Origin of the sequence: Photorhabdus khanii NC19 (assembly GCF_000517265.1) — a bacterium.
Taxonomy (GTDB): Bacteria; Pseudomonadota; Gammaproteobacteria; order Enterobacterales; family Enterobacteriaceae; genus Photorhabdus; species Photorhabdus khanii.
In genome coordinates this window covers 67,042-89,616 of the sequence record NZ_AYSJ01000011.1, presented here as the reverse complement: position 1 = coordinate 89,616, position 22,575 = coordinate 67,042, and the positions used below count along the sequence as shown (strand labels likewise).

The window sequence follows — 22,575 nt, the reverse complement described above, 5'->3', positions numbered from 1 at the left end:
CGATATATAAAAAACGGGTGGGAAAATGATGGAGCATGCCGCAGTAAACAGAAATACATACGATCAAGTCATGTTGCCAATTTATTCACCGGCACAGTTTATACCGGTGAAAGGGCAAGGTAGTCGTGTATGGGATCAGCAAGGGAAAGAATATATTGATTTTGCCGGTGGTATTGCTGTTATGGCTTTGGGGCATTGTCACCCTGCGTTAGTGGATGTTTTAAAGCAGCAAGGGGAGAAACTTTGGCATATCAGTAATATTTTCACCAGTGAACCGGCTTTGATACTCGCGCAGAAACTGATTGATGCAACTTTTGCGGAGCGGGTATTTTTTGCCAATTCCGGAGCGGAAGCGAATGAAGCCGCATTTAAGCTAGCGCGTCACTATGCCATTACTCGTTACCATCCATATAAAACCAAAATCATCGCATTCCATCAGGGTTTTCATGGTCGTACTCTGTTTACTGTTTCTGTTGGTGGTCAACCAAAATACGCTGATGGTTTTGGGCCAAAACCCGCAGATATTATTCATGTGCCTTTTAATGACTTAGATGCAGTAAAGGCGGTCATGGATGATCATACTTGCGCTGTTGTATTAGAACCTGTTCAGGGTGAAGGGGGAGTCACGCCGGCGACACCCGCATTTATTCATGGGTTGCGTGAGCTTTGCGATAAGTATCAGGTATTGCTGGTATTTGATGAAGTACAAAGTGGGATGGGCCGTACCGGTAAGTTATTTTCTTATATGTATTATGATGTTGTGCCGGACATTATCACCACAGCGAAAGCATTGGGAAGTGGTTTCCCTGTTAGCGCTATGCTGACTACGGCGAATATCGCTTCGGCGATGGTGCCGGGAACTCACGGCACAACTTATGGTGGTAATCCGCTGGCTTGCGCGGTTGCAAATGCCGCTTTTGACATTATCAATACGCCAGAGGTCTTGGAGGGTGTTGAAAAACGTCATCATTTGATTGTGAATTTTCTGAACGATATCAATCAGAAATATTCGATATTTGGTGAAATCCGTGGCAAGGGATTGCTGATTGGTGCGGAACTAAAAGCGCAGTATCAGGGAAAATCTAAAGAGATCCTGCAACTGGCGGCTGAAAATGGTTTGATGTTATTGAGTGCCGGTAGTGATGTACTGCGTTTCACGCCTTCGCTGATTATCAGTGAAGAGGAGATAGCCCAGGGGATGGAACGGCTGGATAAGGCAATTAGCCAGTTGGTGTAAATAAGAGTGAGAAAAATCAGCGCAATATCATGCGCTGATTAATCAGGAATTAACGTGTACCGTAAACAACAATTGTTTTGCCGTGTGCGGAGATCAGGTTTTGATCTTCCAGCATTTTTAGAATACGGCCAACCGTTTCACGGGAACAGCCAACAATCTGACCAATTTCCTGACGAGTGATTTTGATTTGCATCCCGTCCGGGTGAGTCATTGCATCGGGTTGTTTCGCCAGATTCAGTAAAGTCTGAGCAATCCGGCCGGTCACATCCAGGAAAGCCAGGTTACCGACTTTCTCAGAAGTTGTTTGCAAACGGCTTGCCATTTGGGCAGATAAACGCATTAAAATATCCGGGTTTACCTGAATCAGTTGACGGAATTTTTTATAGGAAATTTCCGCTACTTCACAGGCACTTTTGGCCCGTACCCAGGCTGTACGCTCTTGTCCTTCTTCAAATAATCCAAGTTCGCCAATGAAATCTCCCTGGTTTAAATAGGAGAGGATCATCTCTTTGCCTTCTTCATCTTTAATCAAAACCGCAACAGAACCTTTTACGATGTAGTAAAGCGTCTCTGCTTTTTCGCCTTGATGAATAAGCGTGCTTTTGGATGGATATTTATGAATATGGCAGTGTGACAAAAACCATTCAAGAGTGGGGTCTGTTTGTGGCTTGCCGAGAACCATTCGCTTCATCCTCTGTTGTTATCGCTGCCTAAATAACACGAGAACCTAAAAGTTTCTCGTCAGGCTGGCTTATAAAGACACTAGCTTAACATATTAGTTTGCTGAAAAACCGACAGGTGAGGGTTTTATATAGGTTATCTGAAATTTGCAACCTGAGTATTGATCTTAACCCACATATACCCGGACCTGCTTCTGTTTTTAACACAGGAAAAGGTTTCTGTCTTGTCTTGTATTGTTTCAGCATAATAAACCGCTCATTAGATTGCCAGTTTAATACTGAAAGAGTAGGCTTTGATGCAAAAAATGACTTAAGAGGTACTTATGCAAGCGCGGGTAAAATGGGTTGAAGGGTTGTCTCTTTTGGGGGAATCGTCTTCGGGTCATCAGATAATGATGGATGGAAATGCCGGTGATAAGGCACCAAGCCCAATGGAAATGGTATTAATGGCAGTTGGCGGTTGCAGCACGATTGATGTTATTTCTATTTTGCAGAAAGGCAGATATGACATAAGAAATTGTGAAGTGAAATTAACTTCCCGCCGTCGTGAAGAGGCACCACGCTTGTTTACTTCTATTAATCTGCATTTTATTGTTACCGGCAGGGATTTAACAGAGAAAGCGGTTGAACGTGCCGTCACGCTTTCCGCAGAGAAATATTGTTCTGTTTCGTTGATGCTGGGTAAATCAGTTGAACTTACCCACAGCTTTGAAATTAAAGAGACAGATTAAGATATTATTTCCTGATTAAAAATAACGACAGGTAACTAATATCAGTTACCTGCTTTTCTAACTGAATAAATTAAGAAGTGGATTCAAACGCTGGGTTTTCTAGATTTATCCCAGGTTTTGATCAACAAATTTTTTCCCCTTCCAGTAATCGTTGTACCAATGGCGTCATAATTAATTCCATTGCCAGTCCCATTTTTCCACCGGGAACCACGATGGTATTAATACTTGAAACGAATGAGCCCTGTAACATGGATAACAAATACGGGAAATCAATTTGAGTCAGATCACGGAAACGGATGACGATAAAACTTTCATCCAGGGATGGAATGGCTTTGGCTGAAAATGGATTGGACGTATCAACAGTCGGGACGCGCTGGAAATTTATATGTGTCCGGGAAAATTGGGGGGTAATGTAGTTAATATAATCATCCATCGAACGAACAACGGAATCCATCACCGCTTCCTGTGAGTGTCCCCGTTCTCCGGTATCGCGGATAAGTTTCTGTATCCATTCAAGGTTGACAATCGGCACCACCCCCACCAGCAGATCGACATGACTGGCAACATTATGTTGCGGTGTGACTACGCCACCATGCAGGCCTTCATAAAACAGTACATCGGTCTGCTTTGGTAAGGCTTCCCACGGAGTAAATGTACCGGGGAGCTGGTTGTAAGGCACCGCGTCATCATAGGTGTGAAGGTACTTACGGCAACGGCCTTCACCGGTCTCACCATAGTCAATCATGGTTTTCTCCAGCATGCCAAAATCATTGGCTTCTGGCCCAAAATAACTGATATGTCTGCCTTGTTCCTTGGCTTTACGGATTGCCGCGTCCATTTCAGGACGGGTATAACGGTGGAAACTGTCCCCCTCTATCTGTGCTGCGCTGATGTTAAGTTGCTGGAAAATCTTACGAAAAGCTAAACTGGTTGTTGTTGTTCCGGCACCGCTGGAGCCGGTAATCGCAATAATCGGATGTTTGGCGGACATAAGCAGTAAACTCCATAATGTTAAGAATGGAACATTTCTTTTGGCATAATATTGATGCTCTCATGCAGTTCAGACCACACCAGAATAACATCCCCCCGTTCCAACTGACGACGTATGTCAGCGACTTTCTGCTCAAGGGATTTTTCATGTTCACCGTAGTCAGTGCCTTCCCGCAGGATAAAGCTCTCTATCAAATTTAGCAGAGTTTCTGGCTCCAGTTGTTGCCATGGAATAATCATCGTTGTTGCTCCAGATAAGATGACAGCCAGCCTGGAATACGTTGTTCCAGCCACATTTGTGGTTTTTTGAGTGAACCACTGACAAAGCCGACATGTCCACCATGTTCTGTCAATTGGTATTCAATATTTTTGGGTAACGTGTTGAGATCAGGAATGACTTCCGGTGCCATAAAGGGATCGTCTTTGGCATGAATAATCAACAGTGGCACGGTAATATCAGGCAGGCGTGGCAGAGCGCTGCACTGGCGGTAGTAGTCCGCTGCATCTTTAAAACAGTGGATTTTTGCGGTCACAATTTCATCAAATTCCCGAATGTGTTTCAATCTCTTCACCTGAGACAGATTGATAGGTAGAGAACCCGGGTAGCGTAGCAATTTGCGGGTCGCATTACGTTTCAGATTATTAAGCAGATAGCGCTCATAAACCTGAGAAAATCCTTTTTCTATCCGGTGGGAACAGGCTGCTAACATCAAAGGGGCGGAAACAATGACCGCCGCATTGACTTGGGCCTGTGTTTTTTCTTCTGCCAGATAGCAGGCCAGCATATTACCGCCGACGGAATAACCCACGGCTGAGGTGGGTACATCACCGTAAGTCTGTTTTAACCAGTTCAGAAAATAACGGGCATCGCCTGTTTCGCCAGAATGATAGAGACGTTTTTGGCGGTTTGGTTCACCACTGCATCCACGGAAATGCATGACAACGCCAAGCCAGCCTTTCTTCTGACAGATATGAAGTAAACCGTGGGCATAAGGGCTGTGGAAACTGCCTTCCAGACCATGAAACAGGATCAGCCGTGGCTTATGTGCTGCGGCTGCTGGATCTTCACTCCATGCCAGGTCAACAAAATCGTTATCCGGTAAATCAAGTCGTTGCCAATAGGGTTGCAATTCAGGATACCGCCGCACCAGACGTGGGAGTAGTGTCTGCAAATGCGGATTACTGGCTCCGGTTAGAGGACGAAAGATATCAGTCATAATGATTTCGAGTTAAATTGATTAGTTATATTGTATGGTTAATAACATACTGATATTTTCTGTGAAAGGGAAACATCATTGTTCAGGATGAAAGGAAACGATTCATGACAGCAAGCCTGATTTTTTCATTAACAACTTTTTTGTTTATTTCTGCCATTACACCGGGTCCAAACAATATGTTACTGACCTCATCTGGCGCTAACTTTGGGTTTATCCGTTCTTTGGGATTGATATTTGGCATTCTTCTGGGAATGCAGACGATTTTATATCTGTCCGCTTTCGGTGTGGCGGCATTACTGCTGGTTTATCCTACTATTCACACGATAATGAAAATAGCGGGTAGTCTCTATTTACTGTGGTTAGCATGGAAAACGGCAACGGCCAGTTATCGGCGTCTGGATACTAAAGGCAGTGCTGTCATAAAGCCAGTGCGCTGGTACCAGGGCTGGTTACTACAGTTCCTGAATCCGAAGGCCTGGCTGATGGGATTAGGATCGGTTGGCAGCTACAGTATTGCAGGTGAACAGTATCTCTATTCCATCATCATTATTAGTATCGCAACGATATTGATAAGTTTTTTGAGTAGTATCGTTTGGGCTGGTTTTGGTTCGTTGATTGGAACGCTGCTCCGTAGTCGCAATGCCTGGTTTATTTTCAATATCATAATGGGAATATTAACGGCAACCTGTGTGCCATTAATTTGGGTTGGATAGTTTAATTCATTAATTTCATTTTGGTTATCAAGTCAAATCGACATTTTTATTGCCGAATAGCAGAGTCAGGACAAAACCGCTGATATAAGCAACCATCAGCCCCGCTGCGTAAACTGCCATCCCAATAAAAATACCGTTGTTTGAGGTCATCAGTGGCAGTGCGATTAATCCTGATGGACCGAAAACCGTATTCAATCCAACAGGTAAACCTAAATAAGCTACCAGACCGATAAAGAACCCCCCGGCGGCCCCGCCCAGACAGGCGGTGATAAAGGGTTTTATTCGTGGCAAGGTTACCCCGTAAATCAAAGGTTCACCGATACCGAGAAAGCCTGGAATAATGGCGCCTTTTATCTGAGTACGCAGCAGAGAGTCTTTATTCGCTTTGACATACAGCGCCAGTGCTGCACCAACTTGCCCGCCTCCAGCCATAGCGAGGATTGGGAACAGAGAGTTAAAGCCTTGTGCGTCCATCAATGCGAAATAGACCGGAACAAACCCCTGATGTACACCAAACATAACGGCGAGCAGAAACAGCCCTGCCAATATCGCCGTACCAAAAGGATTGCCGTTAAGATTAAGGAATAGCCATGACATGCTGCTAAACAGATAGCTTCCCAACGGCATGATAATAATAAAGGTGATTGCTCCCATGATCAGCAGGGTAATCGCTGAAGTGAGGATCATATCCAGATTGTCCGGAATGATCTTACGAACCTGTCGTTCTACCCATGCTCCCAGAATAGCGGCGATAATAACGCCGATAATATTGCCGCGTGGATCGATATTGTAACCAAAGAAAGTGGAGATACCGGAGTAGACACCGCTGGTGGCATCCGGGTTATAACCCAGCACAAACAGCGAGGCGATAATTGCGCCGTTTATACCTGATCCACCAAAGGCTTTTTGCGCGTTATAACCAATCAAGATACTTAAAAAGCTGAACATTCCTTTACTGAATACTTTCATATAACCAATGACTTCAACCAATACAGCATTAGGGTGTGCAACGCTCTGAATGGCGATCTGTTCAAGTAAAGTGGCGAAGCCCAGCAGTAGACCAACGGCAATAAAGCCGGGGATCAGCGGTGTAAAAATAGTAGCGAATTTCGTTAGAAATTTATGTACTGCACTGACCTGTTTCTCTTTAAGCTGCTTTTTATTGGCGGAGGCTATATTGGTTAAATCAGTGCCGCTTTGTGCCGGTTGTTCTGCATGAGCAGAAGAATCCAGCAATTGACTCATTATTTCAGCCGCAGCCTGGGCTTTTCCCGGTCCAAGGACAATCTGCAACTGGTTATCGCTTTCAATAATACCTAACACACTGGGGATCTGTTTCAGTGCGGCTTTATCCACCTTAGTATTATCATGCAGTGTCAGTCGCAGGCGGGTCATACAATTACCACATTGAGCCACATTACCCGCATTGCCGATAGCTGTAAGGATCTGAATAATTATTGCCTGATTAATCTTAGCCATCTTATTTATTCCTGTTCAGAAGAAGAAAACTATTACCGAACTGTTGATATTGCCGGGCGAATAAAACCGTGATTCTTTTCCAGTAAAGCCTTTGCCTGTTGAGCATCTATTCCTGCCAGAATCATCACAATGGCTGTTTTGCAATGTCCATCACATGCAGCCAGTGCTTGTTCAGCTTGTATCTGGTCGCATGCTGTGGCAGCCATCACGATATTTTTCTGCCTTTCAACCAGCTTGGCATTTGTCGCTTCTACATCCACCATCAGGTTGCCATAAACTTTTCCTATGCGGATCATGGCACCGGTAGTGAGCATATTGAGGATCAATTTCTGTGCTGTACCTGCTTTCATTCGTGATGAACCGGTGACGATTTCCGGCCCAACGACGGGTGTCATGGCAATATCGGCTGCTTGTGTCATCGGGCTGTCAGGATTACAACTGATACAGGCGACGGTGGCACCCACTGATTTTGCATACTCCATGGCACCCAGAACATAAGGTGTACGGCCACTGGCGGCAATACCAACCAATACATCTTTAGAGTTAAAGTGTAGCGCTTGAAGATCATTTGTGCCTAATTGCCGGTTATCTTCTGCATTTTCAACGGCTCTCAAAATAGCTTGATGTCCTCCTGCAATTAATCCAATTACCTGTTCCGGTTTAGTGCCATAAGTTGGAGAGCATTCACTGGCATCCAGAATCCCTAATCGGCCAGATGTGCCAGCACCGATATAGATTAAACGACCTCCCTGACGGAATGCTTCGGCAATTTTATCCACGGTTTCAGCGACTTGAGGTAAAGTTTGTTCTACAGCCAATGCGACTTTTTTATCTTCATTATTAATGAGTTGTAGCATTTCAAGGGTTGGTAAAGTATCAATATAAGTACTGGCAGGATTGCGGCTTTCGGTAACCATATTGTTGAGATTAATTTTCATATTGCTTTCCTGATGGGAATATTCTTGAATTGATAAATAGTTATTTACTCTTCTTTGTTAAAAAGGGCAAATTTGGTCAGTGTTTCGACAAAAGCGATAGTTTTGTGAATGTGATTTTTAGCTGAACCCATATTGTCAAAAGGCGTTGGCCTTATTAGAACAAAAAGCAGTGAAAACGATGTTGTTTCTGTAGTTGTTAAAGTAATTAGTGTGTGAGAGTGAATATGAGTAAGAAACTTTTTAGCAAAGAGTGGTTTAAGGCGCTTTTTTTCATATGGTTTAAGGATCTTTTGTGGTCAACTATACCTGTAATAGTTATTCTTGTTTGGTCAATGATGGCTGTAGTCTTTTTTCCCGATATATGGGGATGGTTAGCATTGTTTGGTGTTGTTGTTTTTATTTGTCTTTTTGTTTTCTCATATATAAGTGAGAAGCGTATAAACGATAAGCGTAAAAGTTAAGCATATATCTTTATATATGCTTAACTTGGTTTGTTGTTAATAGATTCTATCATCCCATATACTATAGGCTGATGTGCCTGCCGTCACGTGATTCCAGGTTATGGATCTGTATTTGAGAAGGACTTTCTCATACGGCATCATTTCATTATTATTTATCGAATTCGGGTAGGTGCAAGAAACGTCAACAATACTCGCTTCTGTTAATTTAACCTCATAAAAAAGCTCTAACTGCCCAGCGGTGTTTGTTCTATAAAAGAGAAAAACTGCATTCAGCAGCTCGTTTGAAGAGATTGCCATTGCTAATAATGGCGATGATTTATCTATTGGCTTGAGGAATTGTACTGGGTGATGCTCTACATTTTGTTCGCGAGTCATCATATGACTTAAACTCAATACCTGTATTTGATCTTCGTGCCCCTTCTGGTATCGATTTCCTATAGAGTCTAGTGTTGAACAACCGGCAGAAATTAAACCTTGTTTCTTACCATTTAGTGATAAGTAAATGATATGTGACATAAGTAATTACCATATGAGTTCTTTGTTTAAATGACCTAAAACTGTATGCCTTAGGCTGTAGAAGTACAACCTTAGCATTAAAATATAAAAAAATTAATAGTTCAATACCGAATTTATTTCCTGAAAGGTATTAATTAACACTTAATTTACTTATTGTATGAAGTAACTTTTGTTTTAATGATCTGTCCTTATCATTTTCATTCCAGTTTCGTCAGGTTAAATCGGATCTGGATATCAGGGCTTTACCCTTTTATTAAATTCTTATAAGTTCGAATGATAGTGCTTTGGTCATAATGATATAGGCACATATAATTATATGAGCTCTACTCTTTATATAGAGCTTTACTATTACATCATTTACATCATTTACATCATTTACATCATTGATATGATTATTGCGTGATCCGTGTGGCTATTTTTTATATAACGGTGTTATACTCTAATTTTAATTGTGAATGGGTTTAGTTGTATGGATGATAGAGGTAGAGAACAGTTATTACAACAACTAAGTGATGCGTTAGAGAATAGCTCGTTAGTTTCAGAGGAGAAACTGGTATTGGTGATGATGCTATGCTTTCAGCTGTTATCGTCAATTGAAGCTGATCTAATTAATATGAGAGTTTCGGATGGTCGTATTCTTTCACTCAAACTAGAAACGCCATCCGTTAAACACTAGTGTGGCGATTTTTGACTAATTTATTTTTTAGGGAAACTAAGAATGGCAGACTATATTGAACATTATATGAGAATGAAACTGGAGGCTGACCGAATTCTGGCTTTAAGGGCAGAAAAGGCAGTTGATGGAGTAAGAGAAGTAGCAGAAGATACAGTAAATACAATGGAGGGTGGGTTCAATCGATTAGTCAGGCGCGGGTCATATTTCTTCGATGATTATCGTGATGTAAATGAACAAATAAATAGTGAGGATGGAAGGTTTTTTTCAGCTCTATGGAGTGTAACCAAAGGACGAAATCCTATAAAGGAAATAACGGAAGTGTTTTCTAAAGAATTATTAAAGAATCAAAGTGATGAAGCTAAAAAAAGGATATATACTAAATTAGTAGAGAAATTATTGGAAATTTCATCAACATTCGTAGCATCTAGAACTACAAAAAATTCTATATCTACTGCGGTAGCTGAGATTATATATCAATCTTTAATTATGAATATGATTATAAGAGAAGGCATTAAAAAATATGGTAATATTATTTTGACGGCTTTTCAATCATATGGTCTCTTTGAAAAAGCTGCTGTGTCAGCAGATAAGTTAAAAAGAGAGCACCCGTATTTTTACTGGGCTTTATACAGCAAGAAACTGGAAATGCTGTATTTTTTAGTTGAACCCGCATTGTCAAAAGGCGTTGGCCTTATTGGAACAAAAAGCAGTGAAGACGATATTGTTTCTACAATTGTTAAAGTAATTAGTGTGTGAGAGTGAATATGAGTAAGAAAATTTTCAGTAAGGCGTGGTTCAAAGAGCTTTTTTTCATATGGTTTAAAGATCTTTTGTGGGAGGTCATTCCTTTTGGGATTATTGTTATTTGGGCATTTGTAGCTAATATCTTTTTTCCAGACATATGGTTTAGTTTAACCTTGGTTGGTATTTTTGTTGTTTTTATTGCTATGTGGTTTATTGGTAAACGTTGTTAAGCATATTTATATATCCATTCCAGTTTCGTCAAATTAAACCAGATTTGAATATCAGGACCACTCTCTTATCGAATTCTTTAAGGGGATTGAATTATATTGCTTTTAGTCATGATGATATAAAGATTTTAATATTAGAAGCGCTACTCTTTTGCAACCCTTTGCTATTATATCATCGATATGATTTTTGTATAATCGATGTGGCTATTTTTTATATAGTGGTGTTATACTCGAATTTTTAATTGTTAATGGGGTTAGCCGTATGGACGATAGAGATAGAGAACAGTTATTGCAACAGCTCAGTGATGTATTAGTGAATAGTCCGTTAATTCCGGAGGAGAAATTGGCAATGATGATGATGCTGTGTTTTCGGCTGTTGTCATCAACTCAAGCCAGTGCGATTGATATGAAGATTTCAGATGGTAGTATTCTTTCGCTAAAATTGGAAACTCCGCCCGTTAAACACTAATGTGACGATTGTTGATGTTAATAATATTAAAGGAAGTTTCACGATGACATATAAAAAATACACCCCCTCTTGGGGAGGTTATATGGGGGATTATCTAAGAGGTCATGTTGGGATTGATCAATTAAAGCCTCAGCATGAGTTCTTTGATGCTATTGGTCTTGAGACGCAGTTAAGAGAAAATACAACGTATATTGCACTGCTATCATTAGAAGAAGCGAAAAGTGTTTTAGAGGATATTGATTCCCCAAAACCAAAAAGTCCATGTATGAAGAAGGTGTTTTCGGCTGCCGATCCAATATCACCTTATGCAGGTAATATACATGATGCTTTTGACTTTACAAATGTAGTAAGAGAATTTAAACGATTAGGGATTAAAGCCACAGAGTATGTTGGCAAGAATGGTGAAAAATATATTAAAATCTCAGGTTATGCTGGAGTTAGAAAATTTATTACCGCTTCAAGATATGGTGCTTCTAATATGAAGATGATATCTATGGGGATAGGGCAGCAGGGAATAAATAGTGGCATAATTAAGGGAATGAAATTCTGTATATTATTTTCTGTGGCTTATAGAACCGTTGAATATATATTTAAGGATGAATACACACTGGCTGATTTCTTAGGTAATATCGCCGTAGATATGGCTAAAACAGCAGTGGCAGCCTTTGCTTCTTGGGTGACGGGGGCTTTTCTTTCATCTGTCTTGGTGGCAGGTGCTAGTATCATTGTTGTAGCTGGTATAATTGTTGGGGTTGGTTTAGTTGTTGCCATAGTGTTAAATTATATAGATGATAGGTATGGAATAAGCAAGAAGGTTATTGATTTAATGAAAGAAGCTTATAATAGAGAAAGATCCCCTGTAGCTGATGTAAATAAATTTCTTCATGATTGGGGAAGATATGGTCGTGGATAATAAAAGAAAAGTAATGAATATAATTGGGGCGATTTTTATATTGTCTTTGATGTCTTTGGGGGTGTTTGTTGTTGTTGATAGTTTGTATTCATTGATTACAATGGCTGAGGTGATCTTTTTTTCTAATGGGATAGTAATTGCATTTTTTTTCTTCCCATTAATTTTTTATTTTTTAAGTTTTATTATTTATTTTAATTTGACATCTCGTATCCCAAAGTATCACGATATCTGTGTTAATTGTCTTGGTATGATAGCTATTGTTGCATTTTTTTTGAGTTTTCCTACAGCTTTTTATGTGAATTATAAACTAAAGAATGAGGATTATTTGATATGCCCAAAGATATCATGGTCGTCACCTAATAAATATGTAAAAGATATTAAGCTATGTGATTGATATTATTTTATTTAAATCTAATTAATTTTTTGATAACTGGTTTCACTATGGGAAAAATATTATACATATAATCGGCGATCTTGCTTTTTTTATTTAAATCATATCATTCATGTTGAAAAATTGGAGTGAAAGTTAAAGTATATTTTAACTATAATTTTTATCTCTAACTAATTTATTACCCAATAAGATTTGGATTTATTTAAAATTAAATCACAATATTTAAAAATAAAGATTAATAATAGTATTTTAGAAATAGCATACGTCAGGTATATTGCACTATCCGGCATAGTAAGAATTACATATCATAGGGTGCCAGGTAATTTATATAGGAAAATTTTTAAAAATGAAAAAAATCATCATTTTCTAATGAGTTTTATTTAATGTGATTACTTACCTGTTTTATCTATAAAACATGTGTAAATCATTGTGGGACATATCGTGATGTATATATCGTCAATTTTTTAGAATAAATTAATTGATCATCGTATAGTTGTTGTTTAATCTCTGTTTAATTAATTTAAGTTAAGTGTGAATAATTTAGTTTATTGCTGGGATAGTAACCCAAAGAAAGCATATAAGATAAACCTGAGTGGTGAAAATGTGGATATACGTAATCTAAAAGCTTTTGTCGTGTTAGCTGAAACACTTAATTATCATAAGGCTTCTCAAATACTACATATTTCACAACCTGCGTTGACAAAGAAAATTAATGCACTGGAAGCATCTTTAGGAGCGCTACTTTTTTCCAGAGGGCCAAATGGGACCAGGCTAACTGATTTTGGACAAAAAACACTAGAGAATGCTCAGAAATTACTGGGGAATTTTGAGCAGTTTCAGGTTCAGGTTCATCATGATTTGCAATACGACTCACCAAATTATCTTTATGTGAGTTCTTGTTTTTCTATTTATGATTCTGGGAAAATGAAAGAGCAGCTTTTTTTAGGTAAACAAGAAAAAGCCGTGCTTGTGCTAATTACAGGTTTGCCATTCGAGCAGCAAATGAGCCTGTTAAATTCTGGTCTATTACATATTGCTATTGTTCCTTTGTCGTTAACTTCATCACTGATGCCTAAGCGGATTTTTACTGAAAAACTCGTTTATCTTTTTAAAAAAGGCAGTGATTGGACTCAGAATTTTGCTGAATTAAATGCTGAAATAGCTTCCTTGTATCACCTTATTGATACTGATGAGAATGATATGTCGCTTGATTTTACCGATGGCATCAGCACATTTTCTATTTATGATAATGATAGTAGTATGAATTTAATGTTAAAAACCAATGATATTATGGTGATGATTGAATTGATAATTAAACATAATGGTTTTTCTTTAGTTCCGCAGAAAGTGATTCGTTCAATTCCATCACAATATCTGGATTCACTTGAAATTTTAGAAACTGATATGGAGATTGATTTTGGTATCTTGTGGAGTCCAGTTATAGACTGCGATTTAATAAATGCAGCGGAACTATTTTCTTCATTAGTTGATAATATGTGAATGAGAAAAATAGGTGTTATTATTTTAATATTAAATTAATGAAATGGCATGTTATTCTTATGGTCGTTTTTGTATATAAATTCAATTTTAGATGAAAATGAATTTCATATAGTAAAATTATAATTTTACTATAATAATATTTATTTTTGCCGGGTGGGTTAATGGTTTTAATAAAAATCTTTGGTGTAAATGTTATTAAAAAATAAAGCGGATTGTTTTCTCCGCTTTATTTTTTTAATGTGATTTATGAAAGTATTTACCCTTCAAATTCTTGCGCCATTTGCTCAAGTTGCTCCTGAATTTCCATCCACTCTAATTCAATTTCTTCCAGTTTTGATTTGGTCTGATTTTGTTTTTGCAGATATTCAGTCAATTCGGCTTTACGGCTACTATCGTAGATAGCGCTGTCTGACAGCTGTTTTTCTAATATAGTCAGTTCGTTACCCAGTTTATCCATCTGTTTTTCTAGATTGGTAAGCTGTTTGCGCAATGGTTGCGTTTGGTTACGGAAGTCAGCTTGACGCCGTTTTTGATCTTTTCTTTCTTGAGCACTTTGACCGGAAGATTCTTTTTCCTTATCGTTGTTCTCACGTAATTGCTGATTTTGTTGACGCTGCTGATCTGTCAGCCATTGTTGATAATCTTCCAAATCGCCATTGAAAGATTCTACCCGGCCATCGTGAACCAGATACAGCTCATCGGTTGTTGAACGTAGTAGATGCCTGTCATGGGAAACCACAACCAATGCACCATCAAAATCGATCAGTGCTTCTGTCAGTGCTTGGCGCATATCCAGGTCGAGGTGGTTCGTTGGTTCATCTAGCAACAGAAGATTAGGGCGTTGCCAAACCATCAATGCTAAAACCAAACGTGCTTTCTCTCCCCCGGAAAAACGTCCGCTTGGATCAGTGACTTGATCGCCTTTAAAACCAAAACCCCCCAAATAATCCCTGAGTTGCTGCTCGGTTTCCTGTGGCGCAAGGCGCGCTATATGCTGTAATGGTGATTCATCAGCACGCAGATATTCCAATTGATGCTGGGCGAAATATCCCAGTTTGATCCCTTTGGATAATTCCACGTCTCCACTCTGAGATTGCAGCTCACCAGCCAGTAATTTGATCAACGTGGATTTACCTGCGCCATTACGGCCAAGCAGGCCTATGCGGGAGCCGGGAACCAAATTCAGCTTGATGGAGCCTAAAACCGTCCGCTCGCCATAGCCTGCGCTGACGTTTTCCATTTTCAGCAGTGGATTTGGCAGACTTTCCGGTTTACGGAAACTGAAATGGAACGGGTTATCAACATGGGCAGGTGCTATCAACTCCATCCGCTCCAGCATCTTGATACGGCTCTGAGCTTGTTTGGCTTTACTGGCTTTGGCACGGAAACGGTCAATATAACTTTGCAGATGTGTCACTTTCTCCTGCTGACTTTTATAGAGCGCCTGTTGTTGTGCCAGTTTGGTCACGCGCTGACGTTCGAAAGAGGAGTAGTTACCGCTGTATTCAAACAGAGATTGTTGCTCGATATGAAGGATCTTATCGGCAATCGGGTCCAGAAAATCCCGGTCATGGGAGATAAGGATTAATGTACCGGGGTAGTTTTTCAGCCATTTTTCCAGCCAGATAACCGCGTCCAGATCAAGATGGTTGGTCGGTTCGTCAAGCAACAGTAAATCAGAACGGCAGATCAGGGCTTGTGCCAGATTCAAGCGCATGCGCCATCCACCGGAAAATGCACGTACAGGTTGCTCAAGCTGTTCTTGAGAGAAACCTAAGCCGTGAAGCAGACTTGATGCTCTTGAACGGATAGTCCAGGCTTGAATCGTGTCCAGTTGACTGTGCAGATGCGCGATCAGATTACCGTCATTTTTTTCATTGGCTAACTGCAATTGTTGTTCCAGTTGACGGAACTCACGATCACCATCAATGACATATTCCAGAGCAGGTATTTCCAGTGCCGGTGTTTCTTGATTCACCCAGGCCAGCGCCCAGTTACCGGGAAAAGTGAATGTTCCTGCTTCAGCCTGAAGCTCATTTTTTAATAGTGCAAGTAAGGTAGATTTGCCACAGCCATTTTTCCCTACCAGACCCACTTTCTGCCCGGGATTGATAGTGGCGCTGGCATTATCCAGTAAGACACGGGTTCCGCGACGAATTTGTAATGAAGAGAAAACAATCATAGGTGTCGTTTGTATAGAGTATGTTAAATTATTAGAAAGTAATGGGACAATAAGCGTCCTAATTTTGTCACTTTGTATGCATGGTAACGGAAAATACGTGTCCTGACACGTTCTTGAGGAGGGAACGATGTTACAGCCGCCTAAAGTCCTGCTGCTGTATGCCCATCCTGAGCCACAGGATTCAGTAGCAAATTGTGTTTTGTTGCAACCTGTGCTGGATTTAGAGCATGTTACGGTTCACGACTTATATAGAGCTTATCCAGATTTTTTTATTGATGTTCACCATGAGCAACAACTGCTTCGTGAACATCAGGTAATTGTCTTTCAACATCCACTATATACCTACAGCTGTCCAGCTTTATTAAAGGAGTGGATGGATCGCGTGCTGACGCGGGGGTTTGCCAGTGGTACCACCGGGTTGGCATTACAGGGGAAATATTGGCGTTCAGTGATCACCACTGGAGAGCCGGAAGGCGCTTTCCGGGCTGATGGTTATAACTTTTATCCGATGGAAGAGATTCTTCGCCCTTTTGAACTGACAGCATCCATGTGCCGTATGCATTGGTTATCACCGATAATTATTTATTGGGCACGTCGTCAAAAACCTGAACTTCTTGCCATCCATGCTAATGCTTATCGTGAGTGGCTCAAATCGCCATTATCATTAGGAGGGCTATAGCTATGGAGCATTCAGCGCAACTCAGCGCCGGGGTATTATTTTTATTTGCTGCTGTAGTGGCAGTGCCGATCGCACAGAAATTCAGGATTGGGGCAGTATTAGGTTATTTGTTAGCCGGGATTGTCCTTGGCCCGTGGGGGTTAAGCTTTATCAGAGATGTTGATGATATTCTTCATTTCTCTGAGCTGGGGATCGTTTTTCTGATGTTTATCATCGGCCTTGAACTTAACCCTTCTAAACTTTGGCAACTCAGGCGATCGATTTTTGGTGTCGGTGCGGCTCAGGTTATTTTCACCGCAGGTGTGCTGGCCGGGCTGTTATATCTAACAGATTTTTCGTGGCAGGCGGCGGTTATCGGTGGTATCGGGATGGCGATGTCCTCAACAGCAATGGCTCTGCAACTGATGAAAGAGAAGGGCATGAACCGCAATGAAGGCGGGCAGCTTGGTTTCTCTGTTTTGCTGTTTCAGGATATGGCTGTGATCCCGGCTTTGGCGTTGATCCCGCTTCTGGCAGGTGAAACAGCATCCAGTGACTGGTATCGGATAGTGTTAAAAATAGCGGCTTTTGCCGTTATGTTGCTGGGTGGCCGTTATCTGTTACGTCCGTTGTTTCGTTTGGTCGTCAGAGCTGGAGTACGTGAGGTGTTTACTGCGGCGGCGTTATTGGTGGTGCTCAGTTCGGCGCTGTTTATGGAAGCGCTGGGTTTTTCCATGGCACTGGGAACCTTTATCGCCGGTGTATTGCTGGCAGATAGTGAATATCGCCATGAACTGGAAATATCCATAGAACCGTTCAAGGGATTACTGTTAGGGCTGTTTTTTATTTCGGTAGGTATGTCCCTGAATCTGGGCGTGTTACTGATACATTTGTCCGATGTGTTACTTGGCGTACTGGCTTTGGTCGTTGTGAAAGGCGTTGTTCTTTATCTTATCGCATGGACTGCTGGCTTACGGGGTTCGTCTTGCTTGCAATTTTCCGGCGTTCTCAGCCAGGGCGGAGAATTTGCCTTTGTTCTGTTTTCTGCTGCACTGGGCCAGAATGTACTCAATAGCGGGCAGATGGCTTTGTTGTTGGTTGTAGTGACGATATCAATGATGACAACGCCGCTTGTGATGCAATTGATAGATGCCATTTTGGCACGTCGTTATAATGCCCCGGATGAGATGGAAGAACAGCCATTTGTGGAAGATAACGACCCACAGGTGATTTTAGTTGGTTTTGGCCGGTTTGGGCAGGTAATAGGCCGTCTTTTGATGGTGAATAAAATCCACATAACGGTACTGGAGCGTGATGTTAGTGTTGTTAGTACCATGCGGCGTTATGGCTACAAAGTTTATTATGGTGATGCGGTTGAATTGGAATTGCTTCGTGCGGCAGGGGCGGATAAAGCCAAAGCGATAGTTATTACCTGTAATGAGCCGGAAGATACCATGATGATCGTTCATTTATGCCAAAAACATTTCCCGAATCTGCATATTATGGCGCGGGCCAGAGGACGTTTGGAAGCGCATGAATTGCTACAGAATGGCGTAGAAAATTTCACCCGCGAAACTTTCTCCAGCGCATTGGAATTGGGCCGTAAGACGTTGGTCGGATTGGGAATGCATCCGCATAAGGCTTATCGTGCAAAACATCATTTTCAGCGGTTGGATATGCGGATGCTGAGAGAATTGATGCCACAGCGACAGGGTGATGTGGCTCACATATCCCGCATAAAAGAGGCGCGACGGGAACTGGAAGAGTTGTTCGAACGGGAAATGCTGAATGAGCGTCTCCAACCGGATGGTTGGAATGAACACGAATATATGAATAGTAGTGGAGCAAACAATGACAGTAAGCCGTAAAAGATTTATTGCTGGTGCTGTCTGCCCTGAATGTCACTCACAGGATACGCTGGCAATGTGGCGGGAAGATCAGGTGGATGTGGTGGAATGTGTCCATTGTGGTCATCAACAACGTCAAGCTGATGAAAAAGTGGCCTTTCATGTGAGAAAACAGGAGCAGGTTATTGGTATTTTTACACCACAATAATTGTGTGAATTTTAATGCGGGTCGGTACAGAGGCTTAGAATTCCGCTACAATCGGTAAAAATTTTTAGACCCACGGGAAGGAGATGTCATGAAAGTAGCAAAAGACTTGGTAGTCAGCTTGGCTTATCAAGTAAGAACAGAAGATGGTGTTTTAGTTGATGAGTCACCGGTGAGTGCGCCGTTGGACTATCTGCATGGCCGTGGTTCATTGATCAGTGGTTTGGAAAAAGCGCTGGAAGGCCGTGAGGCTGGTGAGAGTTTTGATGTCAGCGTACAGGCTGATGATGCATATGGTCAGTATGATGACAATTTGGTTCAACGTGTGCCAAAAGATGTATTTGTTGGTGTTGACGAATTAGAAGTTGGCATGCGTTTTCTGGCTGACACCGATATGGGACCGGTACCCGTAGAAATCACAGCGGTTGAAGATGAGCACGTTGTGGTTGATGGTAACCATATGCTGGCTGGTCAGAATTTGAAATTCAATGTTGAAGTTATTGCTATCCGCGAAGCGACCGAAGAAGAGCTGGCTCATGGTCATGTTCACGGCGCGCATGGTCACGAACATGGCGAGGGTGGCTGCTGTGGTGGTCACGGTCATGATGATAGTCATCATCACCATAATGAAGGGAACGGCTGCTGCGGAGGTGGTAGTTGCCATTGATAAGTTAAAGCGGATATAGGCTTTAACATTCAAAAAAAGTGGGGCAAGTTTGGGGATGAGCGGTTTCTATACTTGCCCTGATATATTTTGAGTGGTTGTTTTGGTTTTGTAAAAATCAGTAATGAGGTGGGGGCGTTTCCTCCGACGGTGAAGCGACCATTGATGGTTGAGTGGCTTTCAACCGTTCTGTCATCAACCGTAAATGCTCTCTTAATTTCGTCATTTCCATTTGTTGTTCAGTCACCACCTGATTCAGCTCTTCGATAGTAATTTCCTGAAAAGCCGCCCGGCTTTCTAAATGTTCAAGCCGCTGTTCAAACTCTGACAGATCCATGATTTCCCCCCGTTCCAGATCGTGTATTATCTGTATTAGACGTCTCATGTTAATTAGTGTAACCCATTATGCCCAGAATATTCTGTGAAATATGATTGTTATGAAACCTCTTTTCATTCACGTTGTCTCAATAGTTTTGGGGCACTAAAAAGCAGCAAATATTGTGTTGTGCTCCTGTAGACAGTTATAGTGACTTGATTGCATAACTTTTGCTGACAGTAAATATCCCCCAAAGCTATTGGAGAACCAGATGAAATCATTGTTTAAAGTTACCCTGCTTGCGACCACATTGGCGATGGCTTTCAGCGCCCCTCATGCGTTGGCCGCCAAAGCGGATAGTCAGGGCAGTACAGAATTGAATAGCGCATTTAAAACAGAAGATCAGCAAAATGCTTATGCTCTGGGCGCATCTTTAGGGCGTTATATGGAAAACACTCTGAAAGAGCAGAAATCTCTGGGTATCCCATTGGATAAAGATCAATTGTTGGCAGGTGTGCAGGATGCTTTTAATAACAAGAGCAAACTGAATGACAGCGAAATTGAAAATACTTTGCGTGCGTTTGAAGGCAAAGTGAAGTCAGCAGCTGAAGCGAAGATGGAAAAAGAAGCCAGCGATAATGAAGCTAAGGGTGCTAAATATCGTGACGCGTTCGCCAAGGAAAAAGGCGTCGTTAAGAGCAAAACCGGCCTTTTGTATAAAATAGAGAAGGAAGGTAGTGGTAAAAAGCCTGCGGCAAGTGACACTGTCGTCGTAAACTATAAGGGAGCATTGATTGACGGCAAAGAGTTCGATAGCTCATATAAGCGTAATGAACCACTTTCTATTCGCTTGGATGGCGTTATCCCTGGTTGGACCGAAGGTCTGCAAAATGTGAAAAAAGGCGGAAAAATCAAACTGGTTATTCCACCAGAACTGGCCTATGGTAAAGCTGGTGTTCCAGGCATTCCTGCAAATTCTACATTAGTGTTTGATATTGAGCTGCTGGATGTGAAAGCGGATACCAAAGCTAAGTAATCTATTTGCTAAATATCTTTGATGAATGTGGATAAAACCGTTGGTATAAATTCTGTCAACGGTTTTTTGTTACTGAAAGCTGTGATATAGGCCAAATGTCTGAGTAGTGATGGCTTGACGATGATGTAATGTGGTTTTAACGTCAATATTTAACATGAATGTAAAGATCTTTGATTGAAATCTCTGTTAAGCTGCAATAGTTGAATTTTCACAAGAAATTTTTATACGTTTATCACGTTGTGTTTTTAGCAAGACGTTGTCTGCGTTTGAAGGATGGTGTATTGAATGTCTAACCCGTTATTATCTGGTGATATCAATGATATCGATTTATTGGAAAACCAACCGTTTACTGAAACGGATCACGAAATTTTAAAATCTTATGAAGCCGCGGTTGATGGCTTGGCTATGCTGATTGGTGGGCATTGCGAGATTGTCCTTCATTCACTGGAAGATCTTAAATGTTCAGCTGTCAGAATAGCTAATGGAGAACATACAGGTCGAAAAATAGGCTCACCTATCACAGATCTTGCACTGCGTATGTTACATGACATTACAGATGAAGACTGTAGTGCATCCAAGGCCTATTTTACCCGGGCGAAAAGCGGTTCATTGATGAAGTCAGTCACTATTGCGATCCGCAATCGGAATCGCAGAGTGATCGGCCTCCTGTGCATTAATATGAATCTTGATGTCCCTTTCTCTGAAATAATTCAGACATTTATTCCAGAGGAGACCCATGACGTTGCACCAACAAATGTAAACTTTGCATCATCCGTGGATGATTTGGTGGCGCAAACGCTGGAATACACTATCGAAGAAGTCAATATTGATCGCAATGTATCTAATAATGCGAAGAACAGGCAGGTGGTTCTGAATCTCTATGAGAAAGGCATTTTTGATATTAAAGACGCAATTAATCAGGTTGCCGAGCGTTTAAATATTTCTAAACATACTGTTTACCTCTATATTCGCCAATTTAAAAATGGGGAATGCTTAGGGCCCGAACGGTAATGTCTTCGCTGTCTTATTGTCTGCTGGTGATGGGGCCTGCGTATGGTACTCAGCAAGCCAGCAGTGCTTACCAATTCGCGCAAGCTTTGGTTGCGATGGGACATAAACTGAATACCGTATTTTTTTATCGGGAAGGGGTTTATAACGGTAATCAACTGACCACACCAGCCAGTGATGAGTTTAATTTGGTTAACGCGTGGCAGATGATGGCAACAGAGCATCGGTTTGGCATGCATATTTGTATTGCCGCTGCTCTTCGCCGTGGCGTCCTTGATGCGCAGCAGGCGAATGAATTGAATTTACCTGTTGCAAACCTGGCGGAGGGGTTTGAATTAAGTGGATTGGGAACGCTTGCTGAAGCCATGCTGACTTGCGATCGTGTGGTGCAATTCTGAGAGGCAAAAATGAAAAGAATTGCTTTTGTCTTTACAAAAGCACCTCATGGTGATTCTGGTGGCAGAGAAGGTCTGGATGCATTATTGGCAACCTCGGCATTTACAGAAGAGATTGGTGTATTTTTCATTTCTGATGGTGTGCTGCAACTCCTGCCGAATCAGCAACCTGACAGGATCCTCGCCAGAAACTATATCGCTACGTTTAAGGTCTTGCCTTTATACGATATTGAAAAATATTATTTGTGCCAGGAAGATCTTATCATGCGTGGGTTAAGCTCAATCCGCAATTGTATTCTGGATGTGGAAGTGATACCCGCAAAAGTTATTCGTGAAAAATTGGCTGACTATGATGTGGTGCTGACATTCTGAGCGATTGGAA

General features: G+C 41.3%; 28 protein-coding genes. 19 read left to right on the top strand and 9 right to left on the bottom strand.

The genetic code is table 11. The annotated features are described in order from the left end of the window. Positions 1 to 25 precede the first annotated feature (25 nt). Positions 26 to 1,237 (top strand): bifunctional acetylornithine/succinyldiaminopimelate transaminase, encoded by a 1,212-nt coding sequence (gene argD / locus PTE_RS10260; protein ID WP_036845955.1) that lies wholly within the window; start codon positions 26 to 28, stop codon positions 1,235 to 1,237. A 49-nt stretch (positions 1,238 to 1,286) separates the two neighbouring features. Here the strand turns inward: argD and crp are convergent, their stop codons facing one another. Continuing rightward, the gene (gene crp / locus PTE_RS10255; protein ID WP_004240730.1) at positions 1,287 to 1,919 is read right to left on the bottom strand and encodes a cAMP-activated global transcriptional regulator CRP; all 633 of its coding nucleotides are present in this window, start codon (positions 1,917 to 1,919) and stop codon (positions 1,287 to 1,289) included. Between the two features lie 321 nt (positions 1,920 to 2,240). Between crp and PTE_RS10250 the strand changes: the two genes are divergently transcribed. Beyond that, positions 2,241 to 2,648, top strand: coding sequence for an OsmC family protein (locus tag PTE_RS10250; protein ID WP_036845953.1), 408 nt, complete (start codon positions 2,241 to 2,243; stop codon positions 2,646 to 2,648). 121 nt (positions 2,649 to 2,769) lie between these two features. Here PTE_RS10250 and PTE_RS10245 read toward each other — a convergent pair whose 3' ends face one another. Genes PTE_RS10245 through PTE_RS10235 form a run of 3 tightly spaced genes read right to left on the bottom strand, consistent with a single transcriptional unit; the run spans position 2,770 to position 4,855 of the window. Further along, a complete protein-coding gene (locus PTE_RS10245; protein WP_036845952.1) occupies positions 2,770 to 3,639 on the bottom strand; it encodes a phosphoribulokinase in 870 nt (289 codons plus the stop codon). Between the two features lie 20 nt (positions 3,640 to 3,659). Continuing rightward, entirely contained in the window at positions 3,660 to 3,878 is a 219-nt protein-coding gene (locus PTE_RS10240) for a YheU family protein (protein ID WP_036845946.1), read from the bottom strand. Next, positions 3,875 to 4,855 (bottom strand): hydrolase, encoded by a 981-nt coding sequence (locus PTE_RS10235; RefSeq protein WP_036845943.1) that lies wholly within the window; start codon positions 4,853 to 4,855, stop codon positions 3,875 to 3,877. The genes PTE_RS10240 and PTE_RS10235 overlap by 4 nt, the downstream gene beginning before the upstream one ends. 104 nt (positions 4,856 to 4,959) lie before the next feature. Here PTE_RS10235 and PTE_RS10230 point away from each other — a divergent pair, with 104 nt between their 5' ends. Beyond that, complete coding sequence (locus PTE_RS10230) at positions 4,960 to 5,568, top strand: LysE family translocator (protein WP_036845940.1); 609 nt, start codon at positions 4,960 to 4,962, stop codon at positions 5,566 to 5,568. Between the two features lie 27 nt (positions 5,569 to 5,595). Here PTE_RS10230 and murP read toward each other — a convergent pair whose 3' ends face one another. Beyond that, complete coding sequence (gene murP / locus PTE_RS10225) at positions 5,596 to 7,047, bottom strand: PTS N-acetylmuramic acid transporter subunit IIBC (RefSeq protein ID WP_036845937.1); 1,452 nt, start codon at positions 7,045 to 7,047, stop codon at positions 5,596 to 5,598. Between the two features lie 32 nt (positions 7,048 to 7,079). Then, a complete protein-coding gene (gene murQ / locus PTE_RS10220) occupies positions 7,080 to 7,985 on the bottom strand; it encodes an N-acetylmuramic acid 6-phosphate etherase (RefSeq protein WP_036845935.1) in 906 nt (301 codons plus the stop codon). A gap of 224 nt (positions 7,986 to 8,209) precedes the next feature. Here murQ and PTE_RS10215 point away from each other — a divergent pair, with 224 nt between their 5' ends. Next, positions 8,210 to 8,446, top strand: coding sequence for a hypothetical protein (locus tag PTE_RS10215; protein ID WP_036845932.1), 237 nt, complete (start codon positions 8,210 to 8,212; stop codon positions 8,444 to 8,446). A gap of 36 nt (positions 8,447 to 8,482) precedes the next feature. Here PTE_RS10215 and PTE_RS10210 read toward each other — a convergent pair whose 3' ends face one another. Beyond that, complete coding sequence (locus PTE_RS10210; protein WP_036845929.1) at positions 8,483 to 8,962, bottom strand: Hcp family type VI secretion system effector; 480 nt, start codon at positions 8,960 to 8,962, stop codon at positions 8,483 to 8,485. A 469-nt stretch (positions 8,963 to 9,431) separates the two neighbouring features. Here PTE_RS10210 and PTE_RS10205 point away from each other — a divergent pair, with 469 nt between their 5' ends. From PTE_RS10205 to PTE_RS10175, 7 genes are all read left to right on the top strand, one after another. Beyond that, positions 9,432 to 9,638 (top strand): hypothetical protein, encoded by a 207-nt coding sequence (locus PTE_RS10205; RefSeq protein WP_036845927.1) that lies wholly within the window; start codon positions 9,432 to 9,434, stop codon positions 9,636 to 9,638. A 42-nt stretch (positions 9,639 to 9,680) separates the two neighbouring features. Then, positions 9,681 to 10,394: a hypothetical protein gene (locus PTE_RS10200; RefSeq protein ID WP_036845924.1), complete on the top strand. Its 714-nt coding sequence runs from the start codon at positions 9,681 to 9,683 to the stop codon at positions 10,392 to 10,394. Positions 10,395 to 10,402: 8 nt separating this feature from the next. Then, positions 10,403 to 10,612 (top strand): hypothetical protein, encoded by a 210-nt coding sequence (locus PTE_RS10195; protein WP_070974822.1) that lies wholly within the window; start codon positions 10,403 to 10,405, stop codon positions 10,610 to 10,612. A gap of 259 nt (positions 10,613 to 10,871) precedes the next feature. Next, positions 10,872 to 11,078 carry a hypothetical protein gene (locus PTE_RS10190; protein ID WP_036845918.1) on the top strand — a complete coding sequence of 69 codons (207 nt, stop codon included), beginning with the start codon at positions 10,872 to 10,874 and terminating at the stop codon, positions 11,076 to 11,078. Between the two features lie 43 nt (positions 11,079 to 11,121). Continuing rightward, positions 11,122 to 11,991: a hypothetical protein gene (locus tag PTE_RS10185; protein ID WP_165577090.1), complete on the top strand. Its 870-nt coding sequence runs from the start codon at positions 11,122 to 11,124 to the stop codon at positions 11,989 to 11,991. Beyond that, positions 11,978 to 12,385: a DUF1240 domain-containing protein gene (locus tag PTE_RS10180; RefSeq protein WP_051477347.1), complete on the top strand. Its 408-nt coding sequence runs from the start codon at positions 11,978 to 11,980 to the stop codon at positions 12,383 to 12,385. Before PTE_RS10185 ends, PTE_RS10180 begins: the two co-directional genes overlap by 14 nt. 600 nt (positions 12,386 to 12,985) lie before the next feature. Next, positions 12,986 to 13,882: a LysR family transcriptional regulator gene (locus PTE_RS10175; protein WP_036845912.1), complete on the top strand. Its 897-nt coding sequence runs from the start codon at positions 12,986 to 12,988 to the stop codon at positions 13,880 to 13,882. 256 nt (positions 13,883 to 14,138) lie between these two features. Here the strand turns inward: PTE_RS10175 and PTE_RS10170 are convergent, their stop codons facing one another. After that, positions 14,139 to 16,064 (bottom strand): ABC transporter ATP-binding protein, encoded by a 1,926-nt coding sequence (locus PTE_RS10170; RefSeq protein WP_036845910.1) that lies wholly within the window; start codon positions 16,062 to 16,064, stop codon positions 14,139 to 14,141. Positions 16,065 to 16,191: 127 nt separating this feature from the next. Here PTE_RS10170 and kefG point away from each other — a divergent pair, with 127 nt between their 5' ends. The 4 genes from kefG to slyD all read left to right on the top strand — a co-directional run bounded on the left by kefG (position 16,192) and on the right by slyD (position 19,441). Beyond that, positions 16,192 to 16,743 carry a glutathione-regulated potassium-efflux system ancillary protein KefG gene (gene kefG, locus PTE_RS10165; protein ID WP_036845907.1) on the top strand — a complete coding sequence of 184 codons (552 nt, stop codon included), beginning with the start codon at positions 16,192 to 16,194 and terminating at the stop codon, positions 16,741 to 16,743. Between the two features lie 2 nt (positions 16,744 to 16,745). After that, positions 16,746 to 18,590 carry a glutathione-regulated potassium-efflux system protein KefB gene (gene kefB, locus PTE_RS10160; protein WP_051477345.1) on the top strand — a complete coding sequence of 615 codons (1,845 nt, stop codon included), beginning with the start codon at positions 16,746 to 16,748 and terminating at the stop codon, positions 18,588 to 18,590. Further along, positions 18,574 to 18,777 carry a YheV family putative zinc ribbon protein gene (locus PTE_RS10155; protein WP_036845904.1) on the top strand — a complete coding sequence of 68 codons (204 nt, stop codon included), beginning with the start codon at positions 18,574 to 18,576 and terminating at the stop codon, positions 18,775 to 18,777. The genes kefB and PTE_RS10155 overlap by 17 nt, the downstream gene beginning before the upstream one ends. An 88-nt stretch (positions 18,778 to 18,865) precedes the next feature. Beyond that, the gene (slyD, locus tag PTE_RS10150) at positions 18,866 to 19,441 is read left to right on the top strand and encodes a peptidylprolyl isomerase (RefSeq protein WP_036845901.1); all 576 of its coding nucleotides are present in this window, start codon (positions 18,866 to 18,868) and stop codon (positions 19,439 to 19,441) included. A 115-nt stretch (positions 19,442 to 19,556) separates the two neighbouring features. Here slyD and PTE_RS10145 read toward each other — a convergent pair whose 3' ends face one another. Then, entirely contained in the window at positions 19,557 to 19,775 is a 219-nt protein-coding gene (locus PTE_RS10145) for a protein SlyX (protein ID WP_036845898.1), read from the bottom strand. A gap of 250 nt (positions 19,776 to 20,025) precedes the next feature. Here PTE_RS10145 and fkpA point away from each other — a divergent pair, with 250 nt between their 5' ends. From fkpA to tusC, 4 genes are all read left to right on the top strand, one after another. Next, the gene (gene fkpA, locus PTE_RS10140) at positions 20,026 to 20,790 is read left to right on the top strand and encodes an FKBP-type peptidyl-prolyl cis-trans isomerase (protein ID WP_051477343.1); all 765 of its coding nucleotides are present in this window, start codon (positions 20,026 to 20,028) and stop codon (positions 20,788 to 20,790) included. Between the two features lie 285 nt (positions 20,791 to 21,075). Next, positions 21,076 to 21,801: a helix-turn-helix transcriptional regulator gene (locus tag PTE_RS10135; protein WP_036845895.1), complete on the top strand. Its 726-nt coding sequence runs from the start codon at positions 21,076 to 21,078 to the stop codon at positions 21,799 to 21,801. Further along, positions 21,801 to 22,196, top strand: coding sequence for a sulfurtransferase complex subunit TusD (gene tusD / locus PTE_RS10130; RefSeq protein ID WP_036845892.1), 396 nt, complete (start codon positions 21,801 to 21,803; stop codon positions 22,194 to 22,196). The genes PTE_RS10135 and tusD overlap by 1 nt, the downstream gene beginning before the upstream one ends. A gap of 9 nt (positions 22,197 to 22,205) precedes the next feature. Further along, positions 22,206 to 22,565, top strand: coding sequence for a sulfurtransferase complex subunit TusC (tusC, locus tag PTE_RS10125; protein WP_036845890.1), 360 nt, complete (start codon positions 22,206 to 22,208; stop codon positions 22,563 to 22,565). Positions 22,566 to 22,575: the final 10 nt, after the last annotated feature.

Excerpts from the sequence above, each read along its gene's own strand:
- argD (WP_036845955.1), top strand. The coding sequence starts at position 26 with ATGATGGAGCATGCCGCAGTAAACAGAAATACATACGATCAAGTCATG.
- crp (WP_004240730.1), bottom strand. The coding sequence starts at position 1,919 with ATGGTTCTCGGCAAGCCACAAACAGACCCCACTCTTGAATGGTTTTTG.
- PTE_RS10250 (WP_036845953.1), top strand. The coding sequence starts at position 2,241 with ATGCAAGCGCGGGTAAAATGGGTTGAAGGGTTGTCTCTTTTGGGGGAA.
- PTE_RS10245 (WP_036845952.1), bottom strand. The coding sequence starts at position 3,639 with ATGTCCGCCAAACATCCGATTATTGCGATTACCGGCTCCAGCGGTGCC.
- PTE_RS10240 (WP_036845946.1), bottom strand. The coding sequence starts at position 3,878 with ATGATTATTCCATGGCAACAACTGGAGCCAGAAACTCTGCTAAATTTG.
- PTE_RS10235 (WP_036845943.1), bottom strand. The coding sequence starts at position 4,855 with ATGACTGATATCTTTCGTCCTCTAACCGGAGCCAGTAATCCGCATTTG.
- PTE_RS10230 (WP_036845940.1), top strand. The coding sequence starts at position 4,960 with ATGACAGCAAGCCTGATTTTTTCATTAACAACTTTTTTGTTTATTTCT.
- murP (WP_036845937.1), bottom strand. The coding sequence starts at position 7,047 with ATGGCTAAGATTAATCAGGCAATAATTATTCAGATCCTTACAGCTATC.
- murQ (WP_036845935.1), bottom strand. The coding sequence starts at position 7,985 with ATGAAAATTAATCTCAACAATATGGTTACCGAAAGCCGCAATCCTGCC.
- PTE_RS10215 (WP_036845932.1), top strand. The coding sequence starts at position 8,210 with ATGAGTAAGAAACTTTTTAGCAAAGAGTGGTTTAAGGCGCTTTTTTTC.
- PTE_RS10210 (WP_036845929.1), bottom strand. The coding sequence starts at position 8,962 with ATGTCACATATCATTTACTTATCACTAAATGGTAAGAAACAAGGTTTA.
- PTE_RS10205 (WP_036845927.1), top strand. The coding sequence starts at position 9,432 with ATGGATGATAGAGGTAGAGAACAGTTATTACAACAACTAAGTGATGCG.
- PTE_RS10200 (WP_036845924.1), top strand. The coding sequence starts at position 9,681 with ATGGCAGACTATATTGAACATTATATGAGAATGAAACTGGAGGCTGAC.
- PTE_RS10195 (WP_070974822.1), top strand. The coding sequence starts at position 10,403 with ATGAGTAAGAAAATTTTCAGTAAGGCGTGGTTCAAAGAGCTTTTTTTC.
- PTE_RS10190 (WP_036845918.1), top strand. The coding sequence starts at position 10,872 with ATGGACGATAGAGATAGAGAACAGTTATTGCAACAGCTCAGTGATGTA.
- PTE_RS10185 (WP_165577090.1), top strand. The coding sequence starts at position 11,122 with ATGACATATAAAAAATACACCCCCTCTTGGGGAGGTTATATGGGGGAT.
- PTE_RS10180 (WP_051477347.1), top strand. The coding sequence starts at position 11,978 with ATGGTCGTGGATAATAAAAGAAAAGTAATGAATATAATTGGGGCGATT.
- PTE_RS10170 (WP_036845910.1), bottom strand. The coding sequence starts at position 16,064 with ATGATTGTTTTCTCTTCATTACAAATTCGTCGCGGAACCCGTGTCTTA.
- kefG (WP_036845907.1), top strand. The coding sequence starts at position 16,192 with ATGTTACAGCCGCCTAAAGTCCTGCTGCTGTATGCCCATCCTGAGCCA.
- kefB (WP_051477345.1), top strand. The coding sequence starts at position 16,746 with ATGGAGCATTCAGCGCAACTCAGCGCCGGGGTATTATTTTTATTTGCT.
- PTE_RS10155 (WP_036845904.1), top strand. The coding sequence starts at position 18,574 with ATGACAGTAAGCCGTAAAAGATTTATTGCTGGTGCTGTCTGCCCTGAA.
- slyD (WP_036845901.1), top strand. The coding sequence starts at position 18,866 with ATGAAAGTAGCAAAAGACTTGGTAGTCAGCTTGGCTTATCAAGTAAGA.
- PTE_RS10145 (WP_036845898.1), bottom strand. The coding sequence starts at position 19,775 with ATGGATCTGTCAGAGTTTGAACAGCGGCTTGAACATTTAGAAAGCCGG.
- fkpA (WP_051477343.1), top strand. The coding sequence starts at position 20,026 with ATGAAATCATTGTTTAAAGTTACCCTGCTTGCGACCACATTGGCGATG.
- PTE_RS10135 (WP_036845895.1), top strand. The coding sequence starts at position 21,076 with ATGTCTAACCCGTTATTATCTGGTGATATCAATGATATCGATTTATTG.
- tusD (WP_036845892.1), top strand. The coding sequence starts at position 21,801 with ATGTCTTCGCTGTCTTATTGTCTGCTGGTGATGGGGCCTGCGTATGGT.
- tusC (WP_036845890.1), top strand. The coding sequence starts at position 22,206 with ATGAAAAGAATTGCTTTTGTCTTTACAAAAGCACCTCATGGTGATTCT.